This window comes from Paraburkholderia sp., assembly GCF_026225065.1.
Lineage (GTDB): Bacteria > Pseudomonadota > Gammaproteobacteria > Burkholderiales > Burkholderiaceae > Paraburkholderia.
Genome location: NZ_JAMFSB010000241.1, coordinates 1 through 26022, shown reverse-complemented (window position 1 = coordinate 26022; position 26022 = coordinate 1). Strand labels below are relative to the sequence as shown.

General features: G+C 62.4%; 22 protein-coding genes. 21 read left to right on the top strand and 1 reads right to left on the bottom strand.

The features are described 5' to 3' along the window. From M0954_RS17740 to lpxC, 19 genes are all read left to right on the top strand, one after another. On the top strand, positions 1-834 hold an 834-nt coding region (locus M0954_RS17740; RefSeq protein WP_297354615.1), incomplete at its 5' end, for an AMP-binding protein. Between the two features lie 491 nt (positions 835-1325). Next, positions 1326-1952, top strand: a complete 627-nt coding sequence (gene coq7, locus M0954_RS17735; RefSeq protein ID WP_122152627.1) for a 2-polyprenyl-3-methyl-6-methoxy-1,4-benzoquinone monooxygenase — start codon at positions 1326-1328, stop codon at positions 1950-1952. A 453-nt stretch (positions 1953-2405) separates the two neighbouring features. Further along, on the top strand, positions 2406-2834 hold the full coding sequence (gene mraZ, locus M0954_RS17730; RefSeq protein ID WP_122152626.1) for a division/cell wall cluster transcriptional repressor MraZ: 429 nt from the start codon (positions 2406-2408) through the stop codon (positions 2832-2834). Between the two features lie 15 nt (positions 2835-2849). After that, on the top strand, positions 2850-3803 hold the full coding sequence (gene rsmH / locus M0954_RS17725; protein ID WP_123384890.1) for a 16S rRNA (cytosine(1402)-N(4))-methyltransferase RsmH: 954 nt from the start codon (positions 2850-2852) through the stop codon (positions 3801-3803). Further along, positions 3800-4162 carry a cell division protein FtsL gene (gene ftsL, locus M0954_RS17720; protein ID WP_123384889.1) on the top strand — a complete coding sequence of 121 codons (363 nt, stop codon included), beginning with the start codon at positions 3800-3802 and terminating at the stop codon, positions 4160-4162. The genes rsmH and ftsL overlap by 4 nt, the downstream gene beginning before the upstream one ends. After that, positions 4159-6027, top strand: coding sequence for a penicillin-binding protein 2 (locus M0954_RS17715; protein WP_122152623.1), 1869 nt, complete (start codon positions 4159-4161; stop codon positions 6025-6027). The genes ftsL and M0954_RS17715 overlap by 4 nt, the downstream gene beginning before the upstream one ends. Next, positions 6024-7583 carry a UDP-N-acetylmuramoyl-L-alanyl-D-glutamate--2,6-diaminopimelate ligase gene (locus M0954_RS17710; RefSeq protein WP_297354613.1) on the top strand — a complete coding sequence of 520 codons (1560 nt, stop codon included), beginning with the start codon at positions 6024-6026 and terminating at the stop codon, positions 7581-7583. Before M0954_RS17715 ends, M0954_RS17710 begins: the two co-directional genes overlap by 4 nt. A 2-nt stretch (positions 7584-7585) precedes the next feature. Then, the gene (murF, locus tag M0954_RS17705) at positions 7586-8992 is read left to right on the top strand and encodes a UDP-N-acetylmuramoyl-tripeptide--D-alanyl-D-alanine ligase (RefSeq protein WP_297354617.1); all 1407 of its coding nucleotides are present in this window, start codon (positions 7586-7588) and stop codon (positions 8990-8992) included. Between the two features lie 17 nt (positions 8993-9009). Continuing rightward, positions 9010-10179, top strand: coding sequence for a phospho-N-acetylmuramoyl-pentapeptide-transferase (mraY, locus tag M0954_RS17700; RefSeq protein ID WP_297354611.1), 1170 nt, complete (start codon positions 9010-9012; stop codon positions 10177-10179). A gap of 27 nt (positions 10180-10206) precedes the next feature. Next, positions 10207-11721 (top strand): UDP-N-acetylmuramoyl-L-alanine--D-glutamate ligase, encoded by a 1515-nt coding sequence (murD, locus tag M0954_RS17695; protein WP_297354608.1) that lies wholly within the window; start codon positions 10207-10209, stop codon positions 11719-11721. Then, on the top strand, positions 11718-12980 hold the full coding sequence (gene ftsW / locus M0954_RS17690) for a putative lipid II flippase FtsW (protein ID WP_122152618.1): 1263 nt from the start codon (positions 11718-11720) through the stop codon (positions 12978-12980). The genes murD and ftsW overlap by 4 nt, the downstream gene beginning before the upstream one ends. After that, positions 12977-14116, top strand: a complete 1140-nt coding sequence (gene murG / locus M0954_RS17685) for an undecaprenyldiphospho-muramoylpentapeptide beta-N-acetylglucosaminyltransferase (RefSeq protein ID WP_297354605.1) — start codon at positions 12977-12979, stop codon at positions 14114-14116. Before ftsW ends, murG begins: the two co-directional genes overlap by 4 nt. After that, positions 14113-15519 carry a UDP-N-acetylmuramate--L-alanine ligase gene (gene murC / locus M0954_RS17680; RefSeq protein ID WP_297354602.1) on the top strand — a complete coding sequence of 469 codons (1407 nt, stop codon included), beginning with the start codon at positions 14113-14115 and terminating at the stop codon, positions 15517-15519. The genes murG and murC overlap by 4 nt, the downstream gene beginning before the upstream one ends. After that, positions 15516-16457, top strand: coding sequence for a D-alanine--D-alanine ligase (locus M0954_RS17675; protein WP_297354599.1), 942 nt, complete (start codon positions 15516-15518; stop codon positions 16455-16457). Before murC ends, M0954_RS17675 begins: the two co-directional genes overlap by 4 nt. Positions 16458-16467: 10 nt before the next feature. After that, complete coding sequence (locus M0954_RS17670; RefSeq protein ID WP_074262554.1) at positions 16468-17220, top strand: cell division protein FtsQ/DivIB; 753 nt, start codon at positions 16468-16470, stop codon at positions 17218-17220. 27 nt (positions 17221-17247) lie between these two features. Further along, positions 17248-18480: a cell division protein FtsA gene (gene ftsA, locus M0954_RS17665; protein WP_012434417.1), complete on the top strand. Its 1233-nt coding sequence runs from the start codon at positions 17248-17250 to the stop codon at positions 18478-18480. A 129-nt stretch (positions 18481-18609) separates the two neighbouring features. Next, positions 18610-19806: a cell division protein FtsZ gene (gene ftsZ, locus M0954_RS17660; protein WP_074262552.1), complete on the top strand. Its 1197-nt coding sequence runs from the start codon at positions 18610-18612 to the stop codon at positions 19804-19806. Positions 19807-20079: 273 nt separating this feature from the next. Continuing rightward, positions 20080-20583 (top strand): peroxiredoxin, encoded by a 504-nt coding sequence (locus M0954_RS17655; RefSeq protein ID WP_297354597.1) that lies wholly within the window; start codon positions 20080-20082, stop codon positions 20581-20583. A gap of 266 nt (positions 20584-20849) precedes the next feature. Then, positions 20850-21767: a UDP-3-O-acyl-N-acetylglucosamine deacetylase gene (gene lpxC, locus M0954_RS17650; protein ID WP_122155454.1), complete on the top strand. Its 918-nt coding sequence runs from the start codon at positions 20850-20852 to the stop codon at positions 21765-21767. 84 nt (positions 21768-21851) lie between these two features. Here the strand turns inward: lpxC and M0954_RS17645 are convergent, their stop codons facing one another. Next, positions 21852-22349 carry a DciA family protein gene (locus M0954_RS17645; protein WP_122152613.1) on the bottom strand — a complete coding sequence of 166 codons (498 nt, stop codon included), beginning with the start codon at positions 22347-22349 and terminating at the stop codon, positions 21852-21854. Positions 22350-22628: 279 nt separating this feature from the next. Between M0954_RS17645 and secA the strand changes: the two genes are divergently transcribed. Together secA and M0954_RS17635 are read left to right on the top strand one after the other, a co-directional pair. Then, positions 22629-25430, top strand: a complete 2802-nt coding sequence (gene secA, locus M0954_RS17640) for a preprotein translocase subunit SecA (RefSeq protein ID WP_123384885.1) — start codon at positions 22629-22631, stop codon at positions 25428-25430. A 153-nt stretch (positions 25431-25583) separates the two neighbouring features. Beyond that, on the top strand, positions 25584-26022 hold a 439-nt coding region (locus tag M0954_RS17635; RefSeq protein ID WP_297354595.1), incomplete at its 3' end, for a bifunctional ornithine acetyltransferase/N-acetylglutamate synthase.

The window sequence follows — 26022 nt, the reverse complement described above, 5'->3', positions numbered from 1 at the left end:
GGGGTGCTGATTCCGAATCCGCGCGACATTGGCGGCATGATCAAGGAGCTGCAAGGCTATGCGATCACCACCATTCCGGCGGTGAACACGCTCTATAACGCGATGCTCAACCATCCCGATTTCGACAAGCTCAACTTCTCGAAGCTGCTCGTCGCCAATGGAGGCGGGATGGCTGTTCAGGAAGCCGTCGCGAAGCGCTGGTATGAAAGGACCCATACGCCGATCGTCGAAGGTTACGGCATGTCGGAAACGTCGCCGTGCGTGACGTGCAATCCGGTGTCGGTGACTTCGTACAGTGGCACGATCGGTCTGCCGCTGCCGTCGACCGATATCTCGATTCGCGACGACGACAACAACGAAGTGCCACTCGGTCAACCGGGTGAGATATGCATCCGCGGTCCGCAGGTAATGGCCGGCTACTGGAACCGGCCGGATGAAACTGCCAAGGTAATGACCCCGGATGGTTTCTTCAAATCGGGCGACGTCGGCGTAGTGAGCGACGCGGGTTACGTGAAGATCGTCGACCGCAAGAAGGACATGATTCTGGTGTCCGGCTTCAACGTCTATCCGAACGAGATTGAAGACGTCGTCGCCAAACTGCCGGGCGTATTTGAAGTCGCTGCGGTCGGCGTGCCGGATCAGCATTCGGGCGAAGCGGTGAAGCTGTTCATCGTCAAGAAGGATCAGGCGCTGACCGACGCGGACATCTTTGCCTTCTGCAAGGAACAGCTCACCGGCTACAAGCGGCCGAAGATCATCGAGTTCCGTACGGAACTGCCGAAGAGCAATGTTGGCAAGATCTTGCGGCGGGAATTGCGCGACGGCCGCGCGTGAGGCGTGCCTTGTCTTGACCGCGTACAGCGCTGGCTAGTAGAACCAGCCTGATCAAAAGAAGAACGGCCCGAACGAGGTAATCCTCGCCGGGCCGTTTCTATTTGCGCGAAGCCTGATGCGGCACCAACGGCGCCACCGCTCTCCCACTTCAGTCGAACAAACGCCCATACGAAAAAAAAGCGCCCGAAGGCGCCTTTAGGATGTACAGCTTTATTACGACTTGTTAACCCGGTGCGTTTTGTTTTTTGGTCGCTTTGTTTTTTTACCCTCGCGAGAGGTTCGTCGCTAATGTAGCAAAAGGGATACCGTGCGCAAAGAAAAAGCAGGTTCCTCGGTACGCAGCTGTTTCGTTTACGCAACATGGTCTAAAATTGAAAAATAGTCATGAAATCAGCCCTTAACGGAAATCCCGACGCGCGAGTTGCTCCGCAGACGCACGTCGCACGGGCCTCCGGAAGATTCGGGCTGATGTGTCGAACCGGGAGGGCTGGATGCTGGATGAATTGATTACCGAGCTGGATCGGGGTTTACGTTCAATGACAGGCGTATCGCGGATGAACCGTCCAGTGCCTGTGCCGCCCGTAGTGGCGGAGATACCGGAACTGTCGCCGGCCGAGCGCGAGCATGCGGCCGCCCTGATGCGTGTGAATCACGTCGGTGAGGTGTGCGCCCAGGCGCTCTACCAGGCGCAAAAACTGGCCACGCGCTCGCCCGCCTTGAAAGAGACCTTCGAGCGCGCAGCCCGTGAAGAAGAAGACCATCTCGCCTGGACCGCGCGCCGTCTGGAGGCACTCGACTCGCGTCCCAGTCTGCTGAATCCGCTTTGGTATGCAGGCGCTCTTACGCTCGGTCTGGTGGCTGGGCGCTTCGGAGATCGTGTGAGCCTCGGCTTCATGGCCGAGACCGAGCGTCAGGTGGAGCAGCATCTCGACAGCCATCTCGAGAAGCTGCCTGAGGCGGATCTCGAGTCTCGTGCGATCGTCGAGCAGATGCGCACTGACGAGGCCGCTCACGGCAAAGCTGCGATCGATGCGGGCGGAGTCGAGCTGCCTTTTCCCGCTCGTGTCCTGATGCGTGCGGCGTCGAAAATCATGACCCGGACTGCCTACTACGTTTAACCGCTGTGGAAGTGGGACGGCGCAGCGTGCGCCGTCCGCTTAATCGCCTTAAACCCTCCGCTGATCGTCTTAATCCCCCGCCGCAGATCGCTTAGATTCCACGCCTTTCCCCGGGACTTTTCACGTATCACCTTCACAAGTTGCACTAGTCCATTCATTTATAACGGTTTTCCGTTTTAGGCCTGACTTGAAAGAGTCGCGCTAAGTCCTTGTTCTAACAAACAAATTTAGTTAAAAAACCACGCTTCTCCCTTGACCCCTCCTAGGGCTTCCTCTAAAGTGGGAGACAGTGTGAGAAAGTGTATTTTTGTGTGATCTCGCAGATGGTTTCGGGTAGATTTTCACGGGTCGGGTGGCTGGCGCGCTAAAGCGCCAACTCTCGTCGACCGCAGCGAACTGCATGGGACCGGAGTAAGCGCTGAAGCGCTAACTCCGGTCGACAGGGAGAGAGAAGTGTTCCAAGGGGCGTCGGCGCTGACGCTCGATGCGAAAGGGCGGATGTCTATTCCCTCTCGGTATCGGGATGCGCTGCAGACACAGGCAGAGGGCCGGGTGACGATCACCAAGCACCCGGACGGCTGCCTGTTGCTCTTTCCGCGCCCGGAATGGGAGATCTTCCGCGACAAGGTCGACAAGTTGCCCATGAACGCGACCTGGTGGAAACGCATTTTCCTCGGCAACGCAATGGACGTTGATATGGACGGCGCAGGGCGCGTGCTCGTGTCGCCGGAATTGCGCACGGCTGGCGGGCTGGAAAAAGAATTGACGCTGCTCGGCATGGGCCGTCACTTCGAACTGTGGGATGCACAAACATACGCCGCCAAAGAACAGGCGGCAATGGCTGAGGGCATGCCCGACGCGTTAAAAGATTTCACGTTCTGATCGCGGCTCACATATATGGCACCTGCGATGGGAAACGAGTTGCAGCATCGCACGGTGCTGCTGGAAGAAGCGGTCGAAGCGTTGGTCAAGCGCCCGGACGGCGTCTATGTAGACGGCACGTTTGGACGTGGCGGACATAGCCGCGCGGTGTTGGGCAAGCTGGGTGAGTCGGGGCGGCTGATCGCGTTCGACAAAGATCCGCTAGCCATCGCCACGGCTCAGCAAATCGCCGATCCGCGCTTCGAGATCGTGCACGAGAGTTTTGCTTCACTGCGCGACGCGGTTGCGGAGCGCGGGGTAGGGCGGGTGTCGGGGGTGTTGCTGGATCTGGGCGTGTCGTCGCCGCAAGTCGACGATCCGGAGCGGGGTTTCAGTTTCCGCGCCGACGGCCCACTCGACATGCGGATGGACCCGACGCGCGGCGAGTCTGCTGCTGACTGGCTGGCGCGGGCCACGGTGCAGGAATTGACGGAGGTAATACGAGATTATGGGGAAGAACGGTTTGCTTTTCAGATTGCAAAGGCGCTTGTTGCTCGCCGGGCAGAGTCCGACCGTCTTGGGCCTCTCGTCAGCACGGGCGAGCTTGCCCAAATCGTGGCTAACGTCGTCAAAACCCGTGAGAAGGGCAAGGATCCGGCAACCCGCACCTTTCAGGCTATACGGATTCACATCAATCAAGAGCTTGCGGAGCTGCAAGTCGTTTTAGAAGCGGCGCTAGCGCTGCTGGAGCAAGGGGGGCGGCTGGTGGTGATCAGCTTTCATTCGCTCGAAGACCGGATCGTCAAACGGTTCATGCAGGCGCACGCCAGTACGCCTGCGATCGACCGTCGCCTGCCGATCCGCGCCGTCGACCTGCCCAGCCCGCCGCTCAAAATCATCGGCCGCGTGTTCGCGAGCGACGCTGAAGTCGCCGCGAATCCACGCGCCCGTTCTGCCGTGATGCGCGTGGCGGAGCGTATCGCGCCATGAGCCGCCTCAATATCTTTCTGCTGATTGTCGTAATGGGTTGTGCATTGTCTGTAGTTAACGCGACGAATCAGCAGCGTCAGATTTTTATCCAGTTGCAGCGCGCGGAGTCACAGGAGCGCCAGTTGCAGCAGGATTATTCGCAGCTTCAATACCAGCAGAGCGCTCTGTCGAAGACCTCGCGCATCGAGCAGATTGCGACTGATTCGCTGAAGATGGCGGCCGTCACCACCGGTCGCACACAATATCTGACGCTCTCCCCGGGCGCCGCCACGGCTGAAGATGCACCGGTACCCACGTCGGCGCCTGCGCCGGCAACGGCCTCGGCTTCGCGTGCCACCCGTCAGGGGAGCGCGCGATGAAAAAGAGCTCAAACCGCAAAAGCGTCGCGTTCGCCTCGAACCCGATCCTGTCCGTGCGCCTGCCGATGTGGCGCTCGAAGCTCGTCGTGTTCATGCTGTTCATGGCGTTTGTCGCGCTGGCCGGCCGCGCGTTCTGGATTCAGGGTCCGGGCAACGCGTTCTATCAGAAGCAGGGCGAAAGCCGCTATCAGCGCACGCTCGAGCTGCCCGCCACGCGCGGCAAGATTCTCGACCGCAACGGCCTCGTGCTCGCCACGAGCTTGCCGGTGCGCGCCATCTGGGCGATTCCCGAAGCCGTTCCCGACGATCTCGGCGCCGACAAGCTGACTGCGCTCGGCAAACTGCTGGGGATGTCGAATACCGAGCTGCGCACCAAGCTGTCCGAGGACAAGAACTTCGTCTACGTGAAACGTCAGGTGCCGGTCGACATCGCGGAGCAGGTGACCGCGCTCGACATTCCCGGTGTTTATCAACGTGACGAATACAAGCGCTTCTATCCGGAAGGCGAGATTGCCGCCCACCTGATCGGCTTCACCAATGTCGAGGACGAAGGCCAGGAAGGCGTCGAACTCGGTGACCAGAAGCTGCTCGAGGGCATGCCGGGCATCCGCCGTGTCATCAAGGACCGGATGGGGCACGTCATTGAAGACGTCGACGAGCAGGTCGTGCCGCACAACGGCCAGGACGTGGATCTGGCGATCGACAGCAAGATCCAGTACATCGCCTATACGAACCTGAAGGCTGCGGTCGACAAATTCAAGGCCAAGGCCGGCGCGGCAATGGTGATCGACGTGCGCACCGGCGAAGTGCTGGCGCTCGTCAATTATCCGACCTTCAACCCGAACGACCGCACTCACCTGACCGGCGATCAGCTGCGTAATCGCGTGCTGACGGACGAGTTCGAACCGGGTTCGATCATGAAGCCGTTCACGATCTCGCTCGCGCTCGATCTGCATCGCGTGGCGCCGACTACACTGGTAGACACGGGGCCGGGCCACTTCAATCTCGATGGCGCGACGATCACCGACGACAGCGCGTTCGGCGTGCTGACGGTCGGCGGTGTGATTCAGAAATCGAGCAACATCGGCGCGACGAAGATCGCCATGACGCTCAAGCCCGAAGAGATGTGGAATATGTATACGAGCATCGGTCTTGGCCAGGCGCCGAAGATCGGTTTCCCCGGCGCGACCGCGGGCCATCTGCGCCCGTGGAAGAGCTGGCGTCGCATCGAGCAGGCGACGATGTCGTACGGCTACGGTTTGTCGGCCTCGCTGTTCCAGTTGGCGCGCGCATACACGGCGATTGCTCACGACGGCGAAATTCTGCCAGTGTCGATCTTCCGCAACCCCGACGATCAGCCGGTCAACGGGCCGCAGATTTTCTCGCCGGTTACGGCGCGTGAAGTGCGCGCAATGCTCGAAACCGTGGTCGCGCCGGGCGGCACCTCGCCGGATGCGGCCGTGCCGGGCTATCGCGTAGGCGGCAAGAGCGGCACGGCGTACAAGCACGGCGCACACGGCTACGACAAATCGAAGTACCGCGCCTCGTTCGTCGGCATGGCGCCGATGCCGAATCCGCGCATCGTTGTCGCGGTCTCGGTGGATGAGCCGACCGCCGGCAGCCACTTCGGCGGCCAGGTGTCGGGCCCGGTGTTCTCGGCGATCGCCGGCGATACGCTGCGTTCACTCAATATCCCGCCGGACATGCCGGTCAAACAGATGGTGGTGTCGGACGACTCGGCGCCGGTCGCACCTGCTGCTCCGACGCTGCCGCCCCCTGCGGCGAAAAAGCTGTCCACCAGTGGCGGCGCCAAGAAAATGACCATCGCGGCCAACGCGAAAAGCCATCCGGGAGTGGTCCGATGAGTGCGCTACGTTCGAAGCATCCGGCGCACCGGCAGATCGCCGACGCCCTCGCCTGGCTGCACGCTCGCGTGCAGCCAGGCGCCCATATGCACGCAGATACCCGCTCGCTTGCCGAGGGTGACGTATTCCTCGCCTATGCCGTCGACGGCGCCGATAACCGCCCGTTCATTGAAAGCGCGATCGAGCGCGGCGCAGTTGCTGTGCTGTTTCAGCCTGAGAGCTTCACGGGTTCGCCGGATCCGGCATTGGCGCGCGCGGTACCCGCGCTGAACGAACTGGCGGGATCGATTGCGAGCGGCTGGTACGGCGACCCGAGCGATGCGATGCGGGTGGTTGGCGTCACGGGCACCAACGGCAAGACCTCTTGCAGCCAGTGGATCGCGGCGGCGCTGAGCGCGCTCGGCACGCCCTGCGCCATCATCGGCACGCTCGGCAGCGGCATGCCCGGCCACCTGGTCCATACCGGCTTTACGACGCCGGACGCGCCGCAATTGCAGCGCAACCTCGCGCAGTTGCGCGAGGCGGGCGCGCGGGCGGTGTCGATGGAAGTGTCGTCGCACGCCTTGCATCAGGGACGAGTGAACGGCACCGCGTTCGAGATCGCCGTGTTCACCAATCTCACGCAGGATCACCTCGATTACCACGGCACCTTCGCGGCGTACGAAGCCGCCAAGGCGCGTCTGTTTGCGTGGCCGGGGCTGCGTTGCGCCGTGATCAATCACGACGACGAAACCGGACGCCGCCTGCTTGCCAGCACGCAAGGCCATGCACGAACCATCGCTTACGGGCTCGGCACACGCAGCCAGGCACCGGACGTCGCGGCACCGCAGGCCGACGCATGGCTGCATGCGGCCGACGTGCGCGCCACCGCGACCGGCACCGCGTTTTATCTGACCACCTCGGATTGGGGCGATGCAGAAGTCGAAGTCCAGACGCTCGGCGCCTTCAACGTCAGCAATCTGCTGGGCGTGCTCGGCGCGTTGCTCGCGGCTGACGTGCCGTTCGACGCCGCGCTTGCTGAGCTCGCGAAGCTGGAACCGGTCAACGGCCGCATGCAACGGCTTGGCGGCCGGCTGCAAAACGACGAACCGCTCGTCGTGATCGACTACGCCCACACCCCGGACGCGCTGGAGAAGACGCTCGAAGCGCTGCGCCCGATGGCGGCGGCGCGCGGCGGCGAACTGATCTGCATGTTCGGTTGCGGAGGCGATCGCGACGCGACCAAGCGTCCGTTGATGGGCGCGATCGCGGAGCGGCTGGCGGACGGCGTGGTCGTGACGAGCGATAACCCGCGCAGCGAAGACCCGCAGAAGATTCTCGACCAGATTGCCACCGGCATGAAAGACCCGTCGAAGGCACGCCGCGTCGAAGATCGTGCGAGCGCCATCCTGCAGGCTATCCGCAGCGCGGCGCGTGAAGACGTGATCGTGCTGGCCGGTAAAGGGCACGAAGCAACACAGGAAATCATGGGCAAGAAACGCGCTTTCTCCGATCAGGATCACGCACGGCTGGCGCTCGCCGCCCGTGCGACGCAAGCTCGCGGAGGTGGCGAGTGAAGATGTTTTCCCTGCGCGAAGCAGCAGCACTGATTTCGGCCGCAACCGTTGTCGGTGACGACGGCGTCACGTTCGAGCACGTCTCAACGGATAGCCGTACAGCCGGTCCGGGCGATCTGTTCGTCGCGCTCAAGGGCGACCGTTTCGACGCGCACGACTTTCTGCCCGACGTCGCGGCGCGCCGTGTCTCGGCGGCGCTGCTGACGCGCACCCCTGCGGATTGGCAAGTCCCTTCCCTGAAGGTGGCCGATACCCGCGCTGCGCTCGGCGCGCTCGCCCACGGCTGGCGCTGTCGCTTCACGATGCCGCTCGTCGCTGTGACGGGCAGCAATGGCAAGACGACGGTCAAGGAAATGATCGCGTCGATTTTCGCGGCAGCGGTCGGTGCCGAAGCGCGTCTTGCTACGGCAGGCAACTTCAACAACGACATCGGTTTGCCGCTGACGTTGTTCCGCCTCACCTCCGCGCACCAACTGGCAGTCGTCGAACTCGGGATGAACCACCCGGGCGAAACCGCCTTGCTTGGCAAGATCGCGGAACCGACGGTTGCGGTGGTGAACAACGCGCAGCGTGAGCACCAGGAGTTCATGGCAACCGTCGAAGCCGTCGCACTCGAACACGCAAGCGTGATCCATTCGTTGACTCCGGATGGCGTCGCGGTGTTTCCGGCGGACGACGCCTACGCAGGCATCTGGCGCGTGGCCGCTACGGGCAACCGCATCATCGACTTCGCGCTCAATAACGACGGCCGCACAACCGAAGCCGCGGTGAAAGGCAGTTTTGCCGGTAATCAGTTGAGCATCGATACACCGGAAGGCCACCTCGACGTCGCATTGCAAGTGCTCGGCGACCACAACGCGCACAACGCACTGGCCGCCACTTCGGCTGCGCTCGCCTCGGGCGTCTCGCTCGACGCCATCAAGCGCGGGCTCGAATCGTTTGGCGCAGTGAAGGGCCGTTTGCAGGTCAAGCGCGCCGCGCTCGGAGCGCTCGCCGGCGCAACCGTGATCGACGACACCTACAACGCCAACCCCGATTCGATGCGCGCCGCGATCGACGTGCTCGCCTCGCGTCCCTCGCCGCGCGTGCTGGTGATGGGCGACATGGGTGAAGTCGGTGACAACGGTCCCGCGTTTCACCGTGAAATCGGTGCCTACGCCAAGGAGCGCGGCATCGACGCGCTGTACGCACTCGGCGATGCGTCGCGCGATGCCTGCTCGGCCTATGGCGCGGATGCGCATCACGTCGACGATGTCGCCACGCTAGTTGCACAACTGCTGCAGGCTGGTTTCGGCGCCTCGGCAACGCTTCTCGTGAAAGGCTCGCGCTTCATGAAAATGGAGCGCGTGGTGGACGCCGTAACGAGTCCACAACCCATCGCATCGGGCGCAGCGCCCGGTGCACATTGAAATAGAAGGACCGAAGCATGCTACTGGCGCTGGCGCAATGGCTGCAGAATGACGCAAGCTTCTTGCGCGTGTTCAGTTATCTGACTTTCCGTGCGGTGGCGGCAACGATCACCGCGCTGTTGATCGGGCTCGTCTGCGGCCCGGCGGTGATCCGCAAGCTGACCGCCATGAAGGTGGGGCAGGCCGTTCGTAAGGACGGTCCGCAAACGCACCTCATTAAATCCGGCACGCCGACCATGGGCGGTGTGTTGATCCTGCTCGGCATCGCGGTCTCGACGCTGCTGTGGGCCGATCTGACCAACCGCTTTATCTGGATCGTGATTCTGGTGACGTTCGGCTTCGGCGTGATCGGCTGGGTCGACGATTACCGCAAGGTGGTCTACAAAGATCCGCGCGGCATGTCCTCGCGTGAGAAGTATTTCTGGCAATCGGTGATCGGTCTGTTCGCCGCCGTGTATCTCGCCTTCAGCGTGTCCGAGGCGAGCAACGTGCGCGTCTATGATCTCTTCATGGCGTGGGTGCGTAGTGGCTTCTCAATTGGCCTGCCGCCGCACGCCGACCTGATGCTGCCGTTCTTCAAGTCGATCAGCTATCCGCTCGGCGTATGGGGCTTCATCGTGCTGACGTATCTGGTGATCGTCGGCTCCAGCAACGCGGTGAATCTGACCGACGGCCTTGATGGTCTGGTGATCATGCCCGTGGTGCTCGTGGGCGCATCGCTCGGCGTGTTCGCATATGTGATGGGCAGCTCGATCTATTCGAAATACCTGCTGTTTCCGCATATCGCCGGCGCCGGTGAGTTGCTGATTTTCTGTTCCGCGATGGGTGGGGCCGGCCTCGCGTTTCTCTGGTTCAACACGCACCCCGCGCAGATGTTCATGGGCGACGTCGGCGCGCTGGCGTTGGGCGGTGCGCTCGGCACGGTCGCGGTGATCGTCCGGCAGGAAATCGTGCTCTTCATCATGGGCGGCATTTTCGTCGCGGAGACACTTTCCGTGATGCTGCAGGTCACCTGGTTCAAGTTCACCAAGCGCCGCTACGGCGAAGGCCGGCGTCTCTTCAAGATGGCGCCGCTGCATCACCATTTTGAATTGTCCGGCTGGAAAGAGACGCAAGTTGTCGTGCGTTTCTGGATCATCACGTTGATGCTGTGTCTGTTCGGTTTGTCCACGCTCAAGTTGCGTTAAGCGGTTGTCGAAGTAAAAGGGAAAGCGATGTTTGGCGAGAAGTTTCGGGATCGGCAAAAGCCGATGGTGCTCGTGCTGGGACTCGGTGAATCGGGTCTCGCCATGGCGCGCTGGTGCGCGCGGCACGGGTGTCGGTTGCGCGTGGCCGACACGCGTGAAGTACCGCCGAACCTGTCCGCCCTGGAAGCGCATGGTGTCGACGCTGACTTTGTCGGTGGGCCGTTTTCGCCGGTGCTGCTCGAAGGCGTCGAACTGCTGGCGATCAGCCCTGGCCTGTCGCCGCTCGCCGCCGATCTGTTGCCGCTGATTACCGAAGCGCGTGAAAAAGACATCCCGGTCTGGGGCGAACTCGAATTTTTCGCGCAGGCACTGAAGACGCTCGGCGAGAGCGGCTACGCGCCGAAGGTGATCGCGATCACCGGCACCAACGGCAAGACCACCACGACGAGCCTGACGGGGCTGTTGTGCGAACGCGCCGGCAAGAAGGTCGCAGTGGCGGGCAACATCAGTCCGGCCGCGCTCGACAAGCTCACTGAAGCAATCGACAACACCGCGCTGCCCGACATCTGGGTGCTCGAGTTGTCGAGCTTCCAGCTGGAAACGGCGCACACGTTCGCGCCGGATGCAGCAGTCATCCTCAACATCACGCAGGACCACCTCGACTGGCACGGCGGCCTCGACGCCTACGCTGCGGCGAAGGGCAAGATCTTCGGGCCGCAGACCGTGCGCGTGCTGAACCGCGACGACGCTCGTGTGACGGCGCTTGCGTCCGCGTCTGACGGCGCGGCGCCCCCGATCACCTTTGGCGTGACCGAACCGATGCGTCCCGGCGACTACGGTCTGCTGCGCGAAAGCGGCATTGTCTGGCTCGTCGAAGCGCTCGACCGCGACGCCTCCGACGAACCCGCGCCGACCCGTCGTCGCAAGAACGAATCCGTCGCCCCGCCGAGCATCGCGCTCAAGCGCCTGATGCCGGCCGACGCATTGCGCATCCGCGGTCTGCACAACGCCGCCAACGCGCTCGCTGCGTTTGCGCTCGCCCGTGCCATCGGTCTGCCCGGCGCGCCGTTGTTGCACGGCTTGCGCGAATACCAAGGCGAGCCGCATCGCGTTGAACTGATCGCGTCGATCGAGGGCATCGACTATGTGGATGACAGCAAGGGCACCAACGTTGGCGCGACCGTTGCAGCGCTCGACGGCCTTGCGCAACGCGCGGTGCTGATCGCCGGCGGCGATGGCAAAGGCCAGGAATTCGAGCCGCTCGCCGCACCGGTGATGCGCTGGTGCCGCGCGGTGATGCTGATCGGCCGCGACGCGCCGTTGATCCGCGCTGCGCTGGCCGACACCGGCATTGCGCTGACCGATCAGGCGACGCTCGAAGACGCCACGCGCGCCGCGGCAGCGCTCGCCCAACCGGGCGACGCCGTGCTGCTGTCGCCGGCCTGTGCGAGCTTCGACATGTTCAAGGATTACGCGCATCGTGCCGCGGTGTTCCGCAGCACGGTTGAAGACATCGCTGCCGAACGGGGGACGATGATATGAGCTGGTCGGAACGCTTCGGTTCGCGCCTTTCCAAGCAGCGCGGTTCAGTCGGCGATGCCAGCGCAGCTCGCACGGCGAGCGGTCTCGCGAGCGCCGTCAACGGCGTGCGGCCGCTGCGCTCGCGCATGCTCGATTACGATCACTCGCTGCTGTGGGTGGTGATCGCGCTGCTCGGCCTGGGCGTCGTGATGGTGTACTCGGCATCGATTGCGATGCCCGATTCGCCCAAATATGCGTCGTATCGCGACTGGGCATTCCTCGTGCGCCAGATCGTCTTCGTGGTGCTGGGATCGGTGATCGGCGTGGTCGCGTTCCGGGTTCCAGTTTCGACGTGGGACAAGTACGCACCGAAGATCTTCCTGCTGGCGCTGGCCAGTCTTGTCGTCGTGCTGATTCCGCACGTCGGCAAGGGTGTGAACGGCGCGCGCCGCTGGATCCCGCTCGGCATCACGAACATGCAGCCGTCGGAAATCATGAAGCTCGCCGTGACGATCTACGCGGCGAACTACACGGTGCGCAAGCAGGAGTACATGCACAGCTTCGCCAAGGGCTTCCTGCCGATGGCCTTTGCCGTGGGCGTGGTGGGCGCACTGCTGCTGCTCGAGCCTGACATGGGCGCGTTCATGGTGATCGCAGCGATCGCGATGGGCGTGCTGTTCCTCGGCGGCGTGAACGGCAAGCTGTTCGGCGGCCTGGTCGCCACTGCGGTCGGCACATTTAGTCTGCTGGTGTGGGCGTCGCCGTGGCGCCGTGAGCGGATTTTTGCGTATCTCGATCCTTGGGACGACCGTTACGCGCAGGGCAAGGCGTATCAATTGACGCACTCGCTGATCGCCTTCGGGCGCGGCGAGTGGTTCGGCGTGGGCCTTGGCGGCAGCGTCGAGAAGCTCAACTATCTGCCGGAAGCGCATACCGACTTCATCCTCGCCGTGATTGGCGAGGAACTCGGTTTCGTGGGCGTGCTGGTGGTGATCCTGATGTTCTACTGGATCGTGCGCCGCTCGTTTGAGATCGGCCGCCAGGCGCTTGCGCTCGACCGCACGTTTGCGGGGCTGGTCGCGAAGGGCATTGGCCTATGGTTCGGTGCGCAGACCTTCATCAACATGGGTGTGAACCTCGGCCTGCTGCCGACCAAGGGCCTCACGTTGCCGCTCGTCAGCTACGGCGGCTCGGGCATCTTGCTGAACTGTATTGCGATCGGTTTGTTGATGCGTGTGGATTACGAAAATCGTGTGTTGATGCGCGGAGGGAAAGTATGACCTCCATGCAACAACGCACGCTGATGGTGATGGCCGGCGGCACCGGGGGACACGTGTTCCCGGGGCTCGCGGTCGCTCACCTGATGCAGGCGTGGGGCTGGAAAGTCGTGTGGCTCGGCAACCCCGCGGGCATGGAAGCGACGCTCGTGCCTAAGCATTGCATCCCAATGGAATATGTGCGCTTTGGCGGTCTGCGCGGCAAGGGTCTGAAGACCAAGCTGATGTTGCCGGTCAATCTGCTGCGCGCCAGCGCCCAAAGCCTGAGCGTGCTGCGGCGCGTGAAACCTGACGTCGTGCTCGGCATGGGTGGCTACATCACGTTCCCGGCCGGTTTGATGACGGCGCTGAGCGGCCGCCCGCTCGTGCTGCATGAACAGAATTCGATTGCCGGTCTTGCGAACAAGGTGCTGGCGAAGGTCGCCAAACGCGTGCTCGTGGCGTTCCCGAACGCGCTGCCGCACGCGGAATGGACCGGTAATCCGATTCGTGAGGAACTTGCGCGCACATTGACACCCAAAGCACGCTACGCACAACGCAGCGGTCCGCTGAATCTGCTGGTGTTTGGAGGCAGTCTGGGGGCAGCGGCGCTCAATGAAGTCGTGCCGCGTGCGCTGGCGATGCTCAAACCAGAGGAGCGTCCGCACGTGGTGCATCAAGCCGGCGCGAAGCATATCGATGCGCTGAAAGCGAATTACGCGGAAGCCGGTTTGCTGGCCGCGAACGGTGAAGAGGCGGACGTGCAACTCGTGCCGTTCATTGACGACATGACGAGCGCCTACGCGAAAGCGGACCTGGTGATCTGCCGTTCGGGCGCGATGACGGTGTCCGAGATTGCGGCCGTGGGCGTGGCGGCGTTCTTCGTACCGTTCCCGTTTGCAGTGGACGATCACCAGACAACCAATGCAGCGTTCCTCGCCGATCACGGCGCGGCGCTGGTAGTGCAGCAACGCGATCTCACGGCGGAGGGTCTCGTCGCCTGGTTGCGTAGTCAGACCCGCGAGAGTCTCGCGGAGATGGCAGAGCGTTCGCGCTCGCTCGCGAAACCCGATGCCACCGAACAGGTCGCGCAGATTTGCGCGGCGGTGGCAGGCGTAGTCCCGAGCCAGAGCCCGAGCACAGAAGGAAGGCAACAATGAAACACATCGTCAAACATATTCACTTCGTCGGCATCGGCGGTGCAGGGATGAGCGGCATCGCCGAGGTGCTGGTGAATCTCGGCTATCAGGTAAGCGGCTCGGACCTCGCGAAGAACGCGGTGACCGACCGCCTTGCTGCGCTGGGCGCGCGCATCGCGATTGGCCACGACGCCGGGAACATCGAAGGCGCGAACGCCGTGGTCGTTTCCACCGCGGTGCGCAGCGACAACCCGGAAGTGCTCGCCGCGCGTCATCGGCATATTCCGATCGTGCCGCGTGCGGTGATGCTCGCGGAACTGATGCGCCTGAAGCAGGGCATTGCGATTGCCGGCACGCACGGCAAGACCACCACCACGTCGCTCGTGGCGAGCGTGCTCGCTGCGGGTGGGCTCGATCCGACCTTCGTGATCGGCGGCCGGCTGATCAGTGCGGGTGCGAACGCGCGTCTCGGCACCGGTGACTTCATCGTCGCCGAAGCGGACGAATCGGATGCGTCGTTCCTGAATCTGTTCCCGGTGATCGAAGTCATCACGAACATCGATGCCGATCACATGGACACCTACGGCCACGACTTTGCGCGGCTCAAGCAGGCGTTCATCGAGTTCACGCATCGGCTGCCGTTCTACGGCATTGCGGTGCTGTGCGTCGACGATCCGAACGTGAAGGAGATTCTGCCGTTCGTCTCGAAGCCGATCATCCGCTATGGCCTCGCGGCCGATGCGCAGGTGCGCGCGGTGAACGTCGAGGCTCACGACGGCCGCATGCATTTCACGGCGCTACGCGAAGACGCGGCGCCAATCGACATCGTGTTGAACCTGCCCGGTACGCACAATGTGCAGAACGCATTGGCCGCAATTGCAATTGCGACTGAACTTGAAGTGAAAGATGCCGATATCCAGCGAGCACTCGCAGATTTTAACGGCGTAGGCCGGCGCTTCCAGCGCTACGGCGAGGTGCCGGTTACGACGGGTGAACAGCCCAGCGGAACCTACACGCTGGTCGACGATTACGGCCATCACCCGGTGGAAATGGCCGCGACGATTGCGGCGGCGCGTGGTGCGTTCCCCGGTCGTCGCCTCGTGCTGGCGTTCCAGCCGCACCGCTTCACGCGTACGCGCGATTGCTTCGAAGATTTTGTGAAGGTGCTGTCCACCGTCGATGCGCTGGTGTTGACGGAAGTCTATTCGGCGGGCGAAGCGCCGATCGTCGCCGCCGATGGCCGGGCCCTCGCTCGCGCGATTCGCGTGGCGGGCAAGACCGAACCGGTGTTTGTCGAGACGGTGGAAGAAGTGCCGGATGCGCTCACGACCCTCGTGCGCGAAGGCGATGTGGTGATCACGATGGGTGCGGGTTCGATCGGCAGTGTGCCGGGTCGTCTCGCGCAAAACGAAGGTGTGAAATGAGCAGTATCGATCCAAAACAGTTCGGCAAAGTGGCAGTCCTGCTCGGCGGTGAATCTGCCGAGCGCGAAGTGTCGCTCAACTCGGGCCGCCTCGTGCTGCAAGGGCTGCGTGAGGCCGGCATCGACGCTCATCCGTTCGACCCCGCTGAGCGCCCGCTCGCGGCGTTGAAAGACGAAGGTTTTGTGCGTGCGTTCAACGCGCTGCACGGTGGTTACGGCGAGAACGGGCAGATTCAGGGCGCGCTCGACTTCTACGGCATTCGTTATACGGGCAGTGGCGTGCTGGGCTCGGCGCTCGGTCTGGACAAGTTCCGCACCAAGCTCGTGTGGCAGCAATTGGGTGTGCCCACGCCGCCGTTTGAAGCAGTGCTGCGCGGCGACGACTACACAGCACGCGCGGTGGACATTGTCGCGAAGCTCGGCTTGCCGCTCTTCGTGAAGCCGGCGAGCGAAGGCTCGAGCGTCGCGGTGATCAAGGTGAAGAGCGCCGACGCATTGCCGGCCGCGCTCGAAGAAGCCGCGAAGTTTGACAAGATCGTGGTGGTGGAAAAGAGCATCGAAGGTGGTGGCGAATACACGGCGTGTATCGCGGGCGATCTCGATCTGCCGGTGATCCGCATCGTACCGGCGGGCGAGTTCTACGACTATCACGCGAAGTACGTCGCCAACGACACGCAATACCTGATTCCATGCGGCATGGCGCCGGACGAGGAAGCGCGTCTGAAAGTGCTGGCACGTCGCGCGTTCGACGTGCTCGGCTGCGCCGATTGGGGTCGCGCCGATTTCATGCTGGACGCACAGGGCAACCCGTATTTCCTGGAGGTGAACACGGCCCCAGGCATGACCGATCACTCGCTGCCGCCGAAAGCGGCGCGCGCCGTTGGCATCAGCTACAAAGATCTGGTCGTGAGCGTGTTGTCGCTCACGCTGAAGGACTGACGTCGACGCTATGTGGAACAACGTTCGCCAGCTCAATTTCGCCGCCAACGCGTTGCATGCGTTGCTGGTGCTCGTGCTGCTGGCGGCCGGCGGAGTGTGGCTGGTGCAGCGGCCGAGCTTTGCGCTGCGCGAAATCCAGATCGATGGCGACACCGAGCACATCAATTCGCCGACGGTGCGTGCGGGTGTAGTGGGCCGCTTGAAGGGCAATTTTTTCACAGTGGATCTGGACGCGGCACGCCAGGCCTTCGAGCAGATGCCGTGGGTGCGTCATGCGAGTGTGCGGCGCGTCTGGCCGAACGCACTGGCTGTCACGCTGGAAGAGTACAAACCGCTTGCAACATGGGGCAGCGATCAGCTGGTGAGCGTGGACGGCGAACTGTTCACCGCGAATCAGGGCGAGCTCGAAGAGGATTTGCCCGCCTTCGACGGTCCCGACGGCACGGCGCAAGAAGTGGTCGCGCGGTATCGCGACTTCAAGAAGTGGTTTGCCCCGCTGGGTGCGACGCCGGAAGAGGTCACGCTGTCGCCGCGTTACGCCTGGACGGTCAAGTTGTCGAACGGTACGCAGATCGAGTTGGGGCGCGAGCGCAATCAGCAGACGCTGCTCGATCGCAGCAAGCGCCTCACAGCGGCGTGGGCAGCAGTGACGCAACGTTGGGGGAAGGATATCGAGTATGCGGACTTGCGCTATCCGAACGGTTTCGCGATTCGCGCAGCAGGGATGCGCTTTATCACTGAACCCGACAAGGGCAAGAAGTAACAGGACATCACACGCAATGAGCACGCTATGAGTAAAGACTATAAAGATCTGCTGGTCGCCCTCGACATCGGGACGTCGAAGGTCGTGGCCATCGTCGCCGAGCTGAAAGGCGAAGGTCACTACGAGGTGATAGGCCTCGGCCAGAGCGAATCGAAGGGGCTCAAAAAAGGTGTGGTGGTGAACATCGAGGCCACCGTGCAGTCTATTCAGCGTGCGCTCGAAGAAGCGGAGCTGATGGCTGACTGCAAGATCACCAACGTATTCACGGGGATCGCCGGCAGCCATATCCGCTCATTCAATTCGAGCGGCATGGTGGCGATCAAGGAAAAAGAAGTGACGCAGGCCGACGTGGCCCGCGTGATCGAGACGGCCAAGGCGATCAACATCCCGACCGATCAGCAGGTGCTGCATATCCTGACCCAGGAATTCATCATCGACGGTCAGGAAGATGTGCGCGAGCCGATCGGCATGAGCGGTATCCGCCTCGAAGTGAAGGTGCATATCGTGACGGGCGCGGTGAGCGCGGCGCAGAACATCGTCAAGTGCGTGCGCCGCTGCGGGCTCGAAGTCAACGATCTGATCTTGCAGCCGCTGGCGTCGTCGCTGGCGGTGCTGACGGAAGACGAGAAGGAGCTGGGCGTGGTGTTGGTGGATATCGGTGGCGGCACGACGGACATCGCGATTTTCAGCGAAGGCGCGATCCGTCACACCGCGGTGATTCCGATCGCCGGCGACCAGATCACGAGTGATATCGCGATGGCGCTGCGCACGCCGACGCCGGATGCGGAAGACATCAAGGTCGACTACGGCATCGCGAAGCAGGCGCTGGCTGATCCGGACGAGATGATCGAAGTGCCGGGTCTGGGCGAGCGCGGTCCGCGCACGCTGTCGCGCCAGGCGCTGGCGGCGGTGGTCGAGCCGCGTGTCGAAGAACTGTTTTCACTCGTGCAGCAGGTGGTGCGCGAGTCGGGTTACGAAGAACTGCTGAGCTCCGGTGTGGTGTTGACCGGCGGCGCGTCGATGATGCTCGGCATGGTCGAACTGGGTGAGGACATTTTCCTGAAGCCGGTGCGGATCGGCGTGCCGGAATACGCGGGCGGTCTCGCGGATGTAGTGCGCAACCCGCGCTACTCGACGGCGATGGGCCTGCTGGTGGAAGGACGTTCGCAACGGATGCGCGGCCGCAAGGTGGCGGTGCAATCCGGCTCGATGGGCCAGGTTTTCACGCGCATGAAGGACTGGTTTCTGGGCAATTTCTAAAGCATTCGCTGTACGAACAGTTTTCGCAATACGCGCTGGTGCCGGCGGCTGGCGCGCGACAGGAGGTTGCCCGATCTCCTGCCGAATAACGGCCGAGTGGCTGCAATTTTTTATCTTGACGGAGGCAACATGGAATTCCAGATGCTGGAAACCGAAACCAACGGCACCATCATCAAGGTGATCGGAGTCGGTGGCGCTGGCGGCAATGCCGTTCAGCACATGATCAACAAAGGCGTGCAAGGCGTCGACTTCATCGTGATGAACACGGACGCGCAGGCTCTGTCGCGTTCGCGTGCTTCATCGGTGATCCAGCTCGGCAACACCGGGCTCGGCGCTGGCGCCAAGCCGGAAATGGGCCGCGCTGCAGCAGAAGAAGCACGTGAGCGTATCGCAGACGCACTGCGCGGCGCGCACATGGTGTTCATCACCGCAGGCATGGGTGGCGGCACGGGCACGGGGGCAGCTCCGGTCGTGGCGCAGATCGCCAAGGAAATGGGTATCTTGACTGTTGGCGTGGTCAGCAAGCCGTTCGAATTCGAAGGCGGCAAGCGCATGCGGGTAGCAGAAGCTGGATCGCAGCAACTGGAGGATCACGTCGACTCGCTGATCGTCGTTCTGAACGACAAGCTGTTCGAGGTGATGGGCGATGACGCCGAGATGGACAAGTGCTTCCAGTGCGCGGACGACGTTCTGAACAACGCAGTTGCCGGTATCGCTGAAATCATCAACGTCGACGGTCTGGTGAACGTCGACTTCGAAGACGTGAAGACGGTAATGGGCGAACAGGGCAAGGCGATGATGGGCACGGCGACGGTTGCCGGCGTCGATCGCGCGCGTCTGGCTGCCGAGCAGGCTGTGGCTAGCCCGCTGCTGGAAGGCGTGGACCTGTCGGGCGCACGTGGCGTGCTGGTGAACATCACGTCGAGCCGTTCGCTGCGTCTGTCGGAAACCCGCGAAGTGATGAACACCATCAAGAGCTACGCGGCGGAAGACGCAACGGTGATTTTCGGCGCGGTATACGATGATGCGATGGGCGACGCGTTGCGCGTGACGGTGGTGGCAACGGGTCTGGGTCGCGCTGCGAAGAAGCAGCAATCGGCTCCGATGACGCTGCTGCGTACTGGCACGGACAACCAGCCGGTTGGTGCAATGCAGCATGGGCACGCTCCGCAACACTACGCAAGCACGGCAGACTACGGCGCGCTGGATACGCCGGCAGTGTGGCGCACTTCGCGTGACACGGCGGCATCGCACGTGCAGGCGCTGCAGGAAAAGGGCGTCGATACGTACGATATCCCGGCATTCCTGCGCAAGCAGGCGGACTGACGCATACGAGCTGGCTTTCGCTGCGGCACGTGGATTGCGTGCGAGCAGGGAATGCACGAGCGTGGCGAGTGGAACGGCAAAGCAGGCCGCGGTTTCTCCAGAAACGCGGCAAGGACAGGTGCCCCCTTCGGATTCGCGAAGCGGACGGGGTGGCTGTCGCTGGCAGATGCGGCCGGCGGGTAGCGCAAAAGTAGGGGCAGGTGCGCGACTGCGCGATCCACTGCGGCACGACGACGTGCGGGCATGCTCCGCATTGACGTGAAGGACTGAGTCATGATTAAGGTGGGTGAAAAGCTACCCGGCGCAACCGTCTTTGAGTTAATCGAAGAGGAGCGTGCGGGCTGCACGATCGGACCGAACAGCTTCGACGTGCGCGAGCAGACGGCCGGCAAACGCGTGGTGATCTTCGGATTGCCGGGCGCGTTCACGCCGACCTGTTCGGCCAAGCATGTACCAGGTTATGTCGAGCACGCCGAGCAGTTGCGCGCTGCCGGCATCGACGAAATCTGGTGCGTGTCCGTCAACGACGCGTTCGTCATGGGCGCGTGGGGACGCGATCAGCACACCTCGGGCAAGGTGCGCATGATGGCGGACGGTAGTGCGGCTTTCACGCGGGCGCTCGGTCTGGAGCAGGACCTGTCGGCGCGCGGCATGGGAATTCGTTCCCAGCGCTACGCTATGGTGGTCGACGACGGCGTGGTCAAGACGCTGAACCTCGATGCACCCGGCAAGTTCGAAGTCAGCGATGCGGGCAGTATCCTCGCCACGTTGAGCTAGTACGGGGTGCTGGACGGCCTTTTCCCGGTGTTACGTTGTGCCGGGGCAACGGCCAGAAGGCATTCGTGTGACAAGCCGTAACGCGGGCTGATGACCGGAAACGCCTCCGTTCCGGGACATCAGCCCGTCACGCTTTACCCGCTGGGTAATGTAGCGAAACAGATTGATACCTCCTCGGAAACAACGGTTCCCAGGGTAATGGAGTATACTTCGCGCTATGGAATAAAAAGTCCCGATTGGGATTTTCAATCGAACAGAAGATCACCATGTTGAAGCAGCGCACTATCAAATCGATTGTCAAGACTGTCGGCATCGGCGTGCACTCTGGCCGCAAGGTCGAGTTGACGCTCCGTCCGGCCGCTCCTGACACCGGCATCGTGTTCACGCGTGTGGACTTGCCGACTCCTGTAGAGATTCCGGCGGCCACGACGTCGATCGGCGACACACGTCTCGCGTCCGTGCTCCAGAAGGACGGCGTGCGCGTCTCGACCATCGAACATTTGATGTCGGCCTGCGCGGGCCTCGGTATCGACAACCTGTACGTCGATGTCACTGCCGAAGAAATTCCGATCATGGACGGCAGCGCCGCCACGTTCGTGTTTCTGATTCAGTCGGTGGGTGTCGAGGAACAGAACGCAGCGAAGAAATTCATCAAGGTCACCAAATCGGTCGAAATCATCGATGGTGACAAGTTCGCCCGTCTTGACCCGTTTTTCGGCTTCAAACTCAAGTTCACGATCGATTTCCGTCACCCGGCGGTCGACAAGACCGGCCAGGCGCTGGAAGTGGACTTTGCGCACACGTCGTACGTGCGTGACATCGCTCGGGCCCGTACCTTCGGCTATGCGCATGAAGTGGAAATGCTGCGCGAACTGGGCCTCGCCCGCGGCGCCAGCATGGACAACGCCATCGCTCTCGACGAGTACCGCATCCTGAACAACGACGGCCTGCGCTACGACGACGAGTTCGTGAAGCACAAGATGCTCGACGCGATTGGCGATCTGTATGTGATCGGCCATCCGTTGCTCGCCTCGTACACGGCGTACAAGTCGGGCCACGGCCTGAACAACGCGCTGCTGCGCGAACTGCTGAAGCACGAAGACGCGTATGAAATCGTCACCTTCGAAGACACGCAGAAAGCCCCGCGTGGCTTTGCGTTCGATACGCAGACGGCGTTTGCCTGATTCTTTCCGCTAGCGACCCGCTGCGTGGCGCAGTGCGGTTCGATTCGGCTCTCAGGTAGAAAAATAAGCGGCCCCTTGGGCCGCTTATTTTTTGCTCTCGCGATTCCGTAGATGTCGGGCCGCCATCCTCGCAAGCGCTGCCTGCAACGGCGATGGCGCGAGCGACTCGCTCAACGCGTGCAAGGCGTCGGCGCCTGCTGGGGTCATGCGCGCCTGTTTGACGGGGGGCGGCTCTTTTACCGCTTGCGGGCGCACGCGGATTCGCAAGGAATTGACCGACCAGCCACGCTGCTGCAGATCGGACAACAGCCGCGGCTCAAGATGCCGCAAACGCGCCGCCAGCGCATTGTGCGCGGCAAAAAGTGCCAGTACGCCATCCTTGATAAAGCCAGGTTCGACGCTCGAACCCAAATAATCCGGCAACAATTCGCGTAGGTCTTTCTCGAGCGAGGCGATCTGCTCCACACCGGCGCGCAGGGCGGCAAACGCATCCGTGCGTTTGAGCACTTCGGAGACCGGTTGCGGGCGGCGTGTGTTGAACTGCCTGGACGGCGGCCTTGAAAACGACGGGGAGCGGCTCATGTAGGATAGTAGGGCGTGGTTGCACACAATGTGCGCTCACGCCCGGATTGTACCGCGCGGGATGTGCTCCCGGCCGGGCTCATCGAGGCTCTGGCCGGGGCTGTACACGGTATCCCTACGTCGCGCCCGTGACACAGGCGTGCGCTGGGGCGCGTGCTAAAATGCCCGATTCGAATTCACTCTTGGACTAAGCCGCCGAGGCACTTCCGACCCCGGACCTGCATGTGATCAAACCGCATGCCGTGAACCAGCCGAAGCCGCGACGCAGACACCGATCCGATGACCACCGGTTTTCTACAAAAGATTTTTGGCAGCCGCAACCAGCGGCTAGTCAAGCAATATCAAAAGACCGTCACGGCGATCAATGCGCTCGAACCGCAGATCGAGCAATTGACGGATGACGAACTGCGCGCCAAAACGGGTGAATTCCGCCAGCGCGTCGCCAGCGGCGAGTCGCTCGACAAGCTGCTGCCCGAAGCCTTCGCGGTCTGCCGGGAGGCGAGCAAGCGCGTCCTGAAAATGCGCCACTTCGACGTCCAGTTGATCGGCGGGATGGTGTTGCATTACGGCAAGATCGGTGAAATGCGCACTGGCGAAGGCAAGACGCTCGTCGCTACGCTGCCGGTCTACCTGAATGCGCTGACCGGGCGTGGCGTCCACGTCGTGACGGTGAACGATTACCTCGCGCAACGCGACGCCGAGTGGATGGCGCGTCTGTATAACTTCCTTGGTCTGTCAGTCGGCATCAACCTGTCGCAGATGGACCATGGCATGAAACAGCAGGCCTACGGTGCGGACATCACCTACGGCACGAACAACGAATTCGGTTTCGACTACCTGCGCGACAACATGGTCTACGAGACCGATGCGCGCGTGCAGCGGTCGTTGAATTTTGCGGTCGTCGACGAGGTGGACTCGATCCTGATCGACGAGGCGCGCACGCCGCTGATCATTTCCGGCCAGGCCGAAGACCACACCGAACTGTACGTGCGCATGAATGCGCTGCCGCCGCTGCTCGAGCGCCAGATCGGTGAGGAAAAGGCGGACGGCACCGGCGTCGAAAAGCCGGGCGACTACACGCTGGATGAAAAGGGCCGTCAGGTATTCCTGACCGAATCGGGGCACGAAAAGGCCGAGCGCCTGCTCTCCGAGTGGGGCCTGATCGGCGAGGGCGAAAGCCTCTACGCGCCGCAGAACATCACGTTGATGCACCACGTGTACGCCGCGTTGCGCGCTCACACGCTGTTCTACAAAGATCAGCATTACGTGGTGCAGAACAACGAAGTCGTGATCGTCGACGAATTCACCGGCCGTCTGATGTCGGGTCGCCGCTGGTCGGATGGCCTGCACCAGGCCGTCGAGGCGAAGGAACACGTCAAGATCCAGAGCGAAAACCAGACGCTTGCGTCGATCACGTTCCAGAACTACTTCCGCATGTACGCGAAGCTGTCCGGCATGACCGGCACGGCGGACACGGAAGCGTACGAGTTCAACGAGATCTACGGGCTGGAAACGGTCGTGATCCCGACGAACCGTCCGCCCAGGCGTACCGACAAGCAGGACCAGATCTACAAGACGGCGAAGGAGCGCTACGACGCCGTCATTCGCGATATCCGCGATTGCCACGAACGTGGTCAACCGGTGCTGGTCGGCACGACGTCGATCGAAAACTCCGAACTGCTGTCGCATCTGCTGAAGCAGGCCGGTTTGCCGCACGAAGTGCTGAACGCCAAGCAGCACGCGCGCGAAGCCGAAATCGTCGCGGAAGCGGGCCGTCCGAAACGCGTGACGATCGCCACCAACATGGCCGGCCGCGGCACCGACATCGTGCTGGGCGGCAACGCCGAGAAGCAGGCTGCGTTTATCGACGCCGACCCGGCTATCCCGTCGGACGAGAAGGAACGCCGCATCCAGAAGCTGCATGACGAATGGCAGGCGCTGCACGATCAGGTGAAGGCCGCGGGCGGTCTGCACATCATCGGCACCGAACGTCACGAATCGCGCCGGATCGACAACCAGTTGCGCGGCCGTGCCGGCCGTCAGGGTGACCCGGGTTCGTCGCGCTTCTATCTGTCGCTGGAAGATCCGCTGCTGCGCATTTTCGCCGGCGACCGCGTGCGCGCCATCATGGATCGCCTGAAGATGCCGGAAGGCGAGGCGATCGAAGCGGGCATCGTCACGCGTTCGATCGAATCGGCGCAGCGCAAGGTCGAGGCACGCAACTTCGATATTCGTAAGCAATTGCTCGAATACGATGACGTGTCGAACGATCAGCGCAAGGTCATCTACCAGCAGCGCAATGAATTGCTCGAGGCGAATGACATCACGGAAACCATCGGCGCCATGCGCCATGGCGTGATCACCGACATCGTCCATCAGTTTGTGCCGGCTGGCAGCATCGAAGAACAGTGGGACGTGCCTGAGCTCGAAGAAGTGCTGCGCAAAGAGTGGCAGCTCGATCTCGCCATTCAGGAAATGATCAACGAGTCGTCGTCGATCAACGTGGACGAGATCCTCGAAGCGGTGATCGCCGCGGCGGACGAATCGTACGAAGCGAAGGTGGCGCTGGTGGGCCGCGAATCGTTCAGCGGCTTTGAACGCTCGATCATGCTGCAGACCCTGGACAGCAAATGGCGTGAACATCTGGCTGCGCTCGACCACCTGCGCCAAGGTATCCATCTGCGCGGTTATGCGCAGAAGAATCCGAAGCAGGAATACAAGCGCGAAGCATTCGAGCTGTTTGCTGCGATGCTTGACGATGTGAAGCTTAGCGTCACGCGCACGGTGATGAACGTGCAGATCGAGTCGCGGGAGCAACTGGAACAGGCGGCCGAGGATTTTGAAGAGCAGGGCAGTCACCTCGAGAACGTCGAGTTCCGCCATGCCGAAGTTATCGAAGCCGCCGCGCCTGCAGCGGTTGAAGTGGCGACGGCCGCCATGATCGGCGATGCGATGAGCCACAGCAGCGCGCATGCAACGGCCGAGCCGTTTGGCGACAACGTGCCGAAGGTGGGGCGTAACGATCCTTGCCCCTGCGGCAGCGGCAAGAAGTACAAGCAGTGCCACGGCAAGATTGCGTGAGATTGACCCAGCGGCGCGCCTCGAGCGCGCCGCATCGTTTTACCCAGCGTGTTGCTGGTGACTACGCGGTGGTGCGTCGCACGTCGTTCCACCCCATTGTGATTTCCGATGCCGGCTCCATGCCGGCATTTTCAACTTGGACAGGTCGCGACCATGGCTGTCAATTTCCCCTCGATCGATCCCGCTCAACTCCATCCCGTCGCCGGCGTCACGCTAGGCTGGGCTGAAGCGAACATTCGTAAGCCGAACCGAAAGGACGTGCTGGTCATTTCCGTCGATGAGGGTGCGACGGTAGGTGGCGTGTTCACGTCGAACCGGTTTTGCGCGGCGCCTGTCACGGTGTGCCGCGAGCATCTGGATCGCGTTCGCGCGGGCGGCAAGGCGATTCGCGCGCTGGTGATCAATACCGGTAACGCGAATGCGGGCACTGGCGAGCCGGGTCTCGCGCATGCTCGCGAGACTTGCGTCGAACTGGCGCGTTTGACCGGCATTGCACCCGAGCAGGTGCTGCCGTTCTCGACCGGTGTGATTCTCGAACCGCTCCCGGTCGACCGGCTGAAGGCAGGCTTGCCGTCTGCGCTGGAGAATCGCC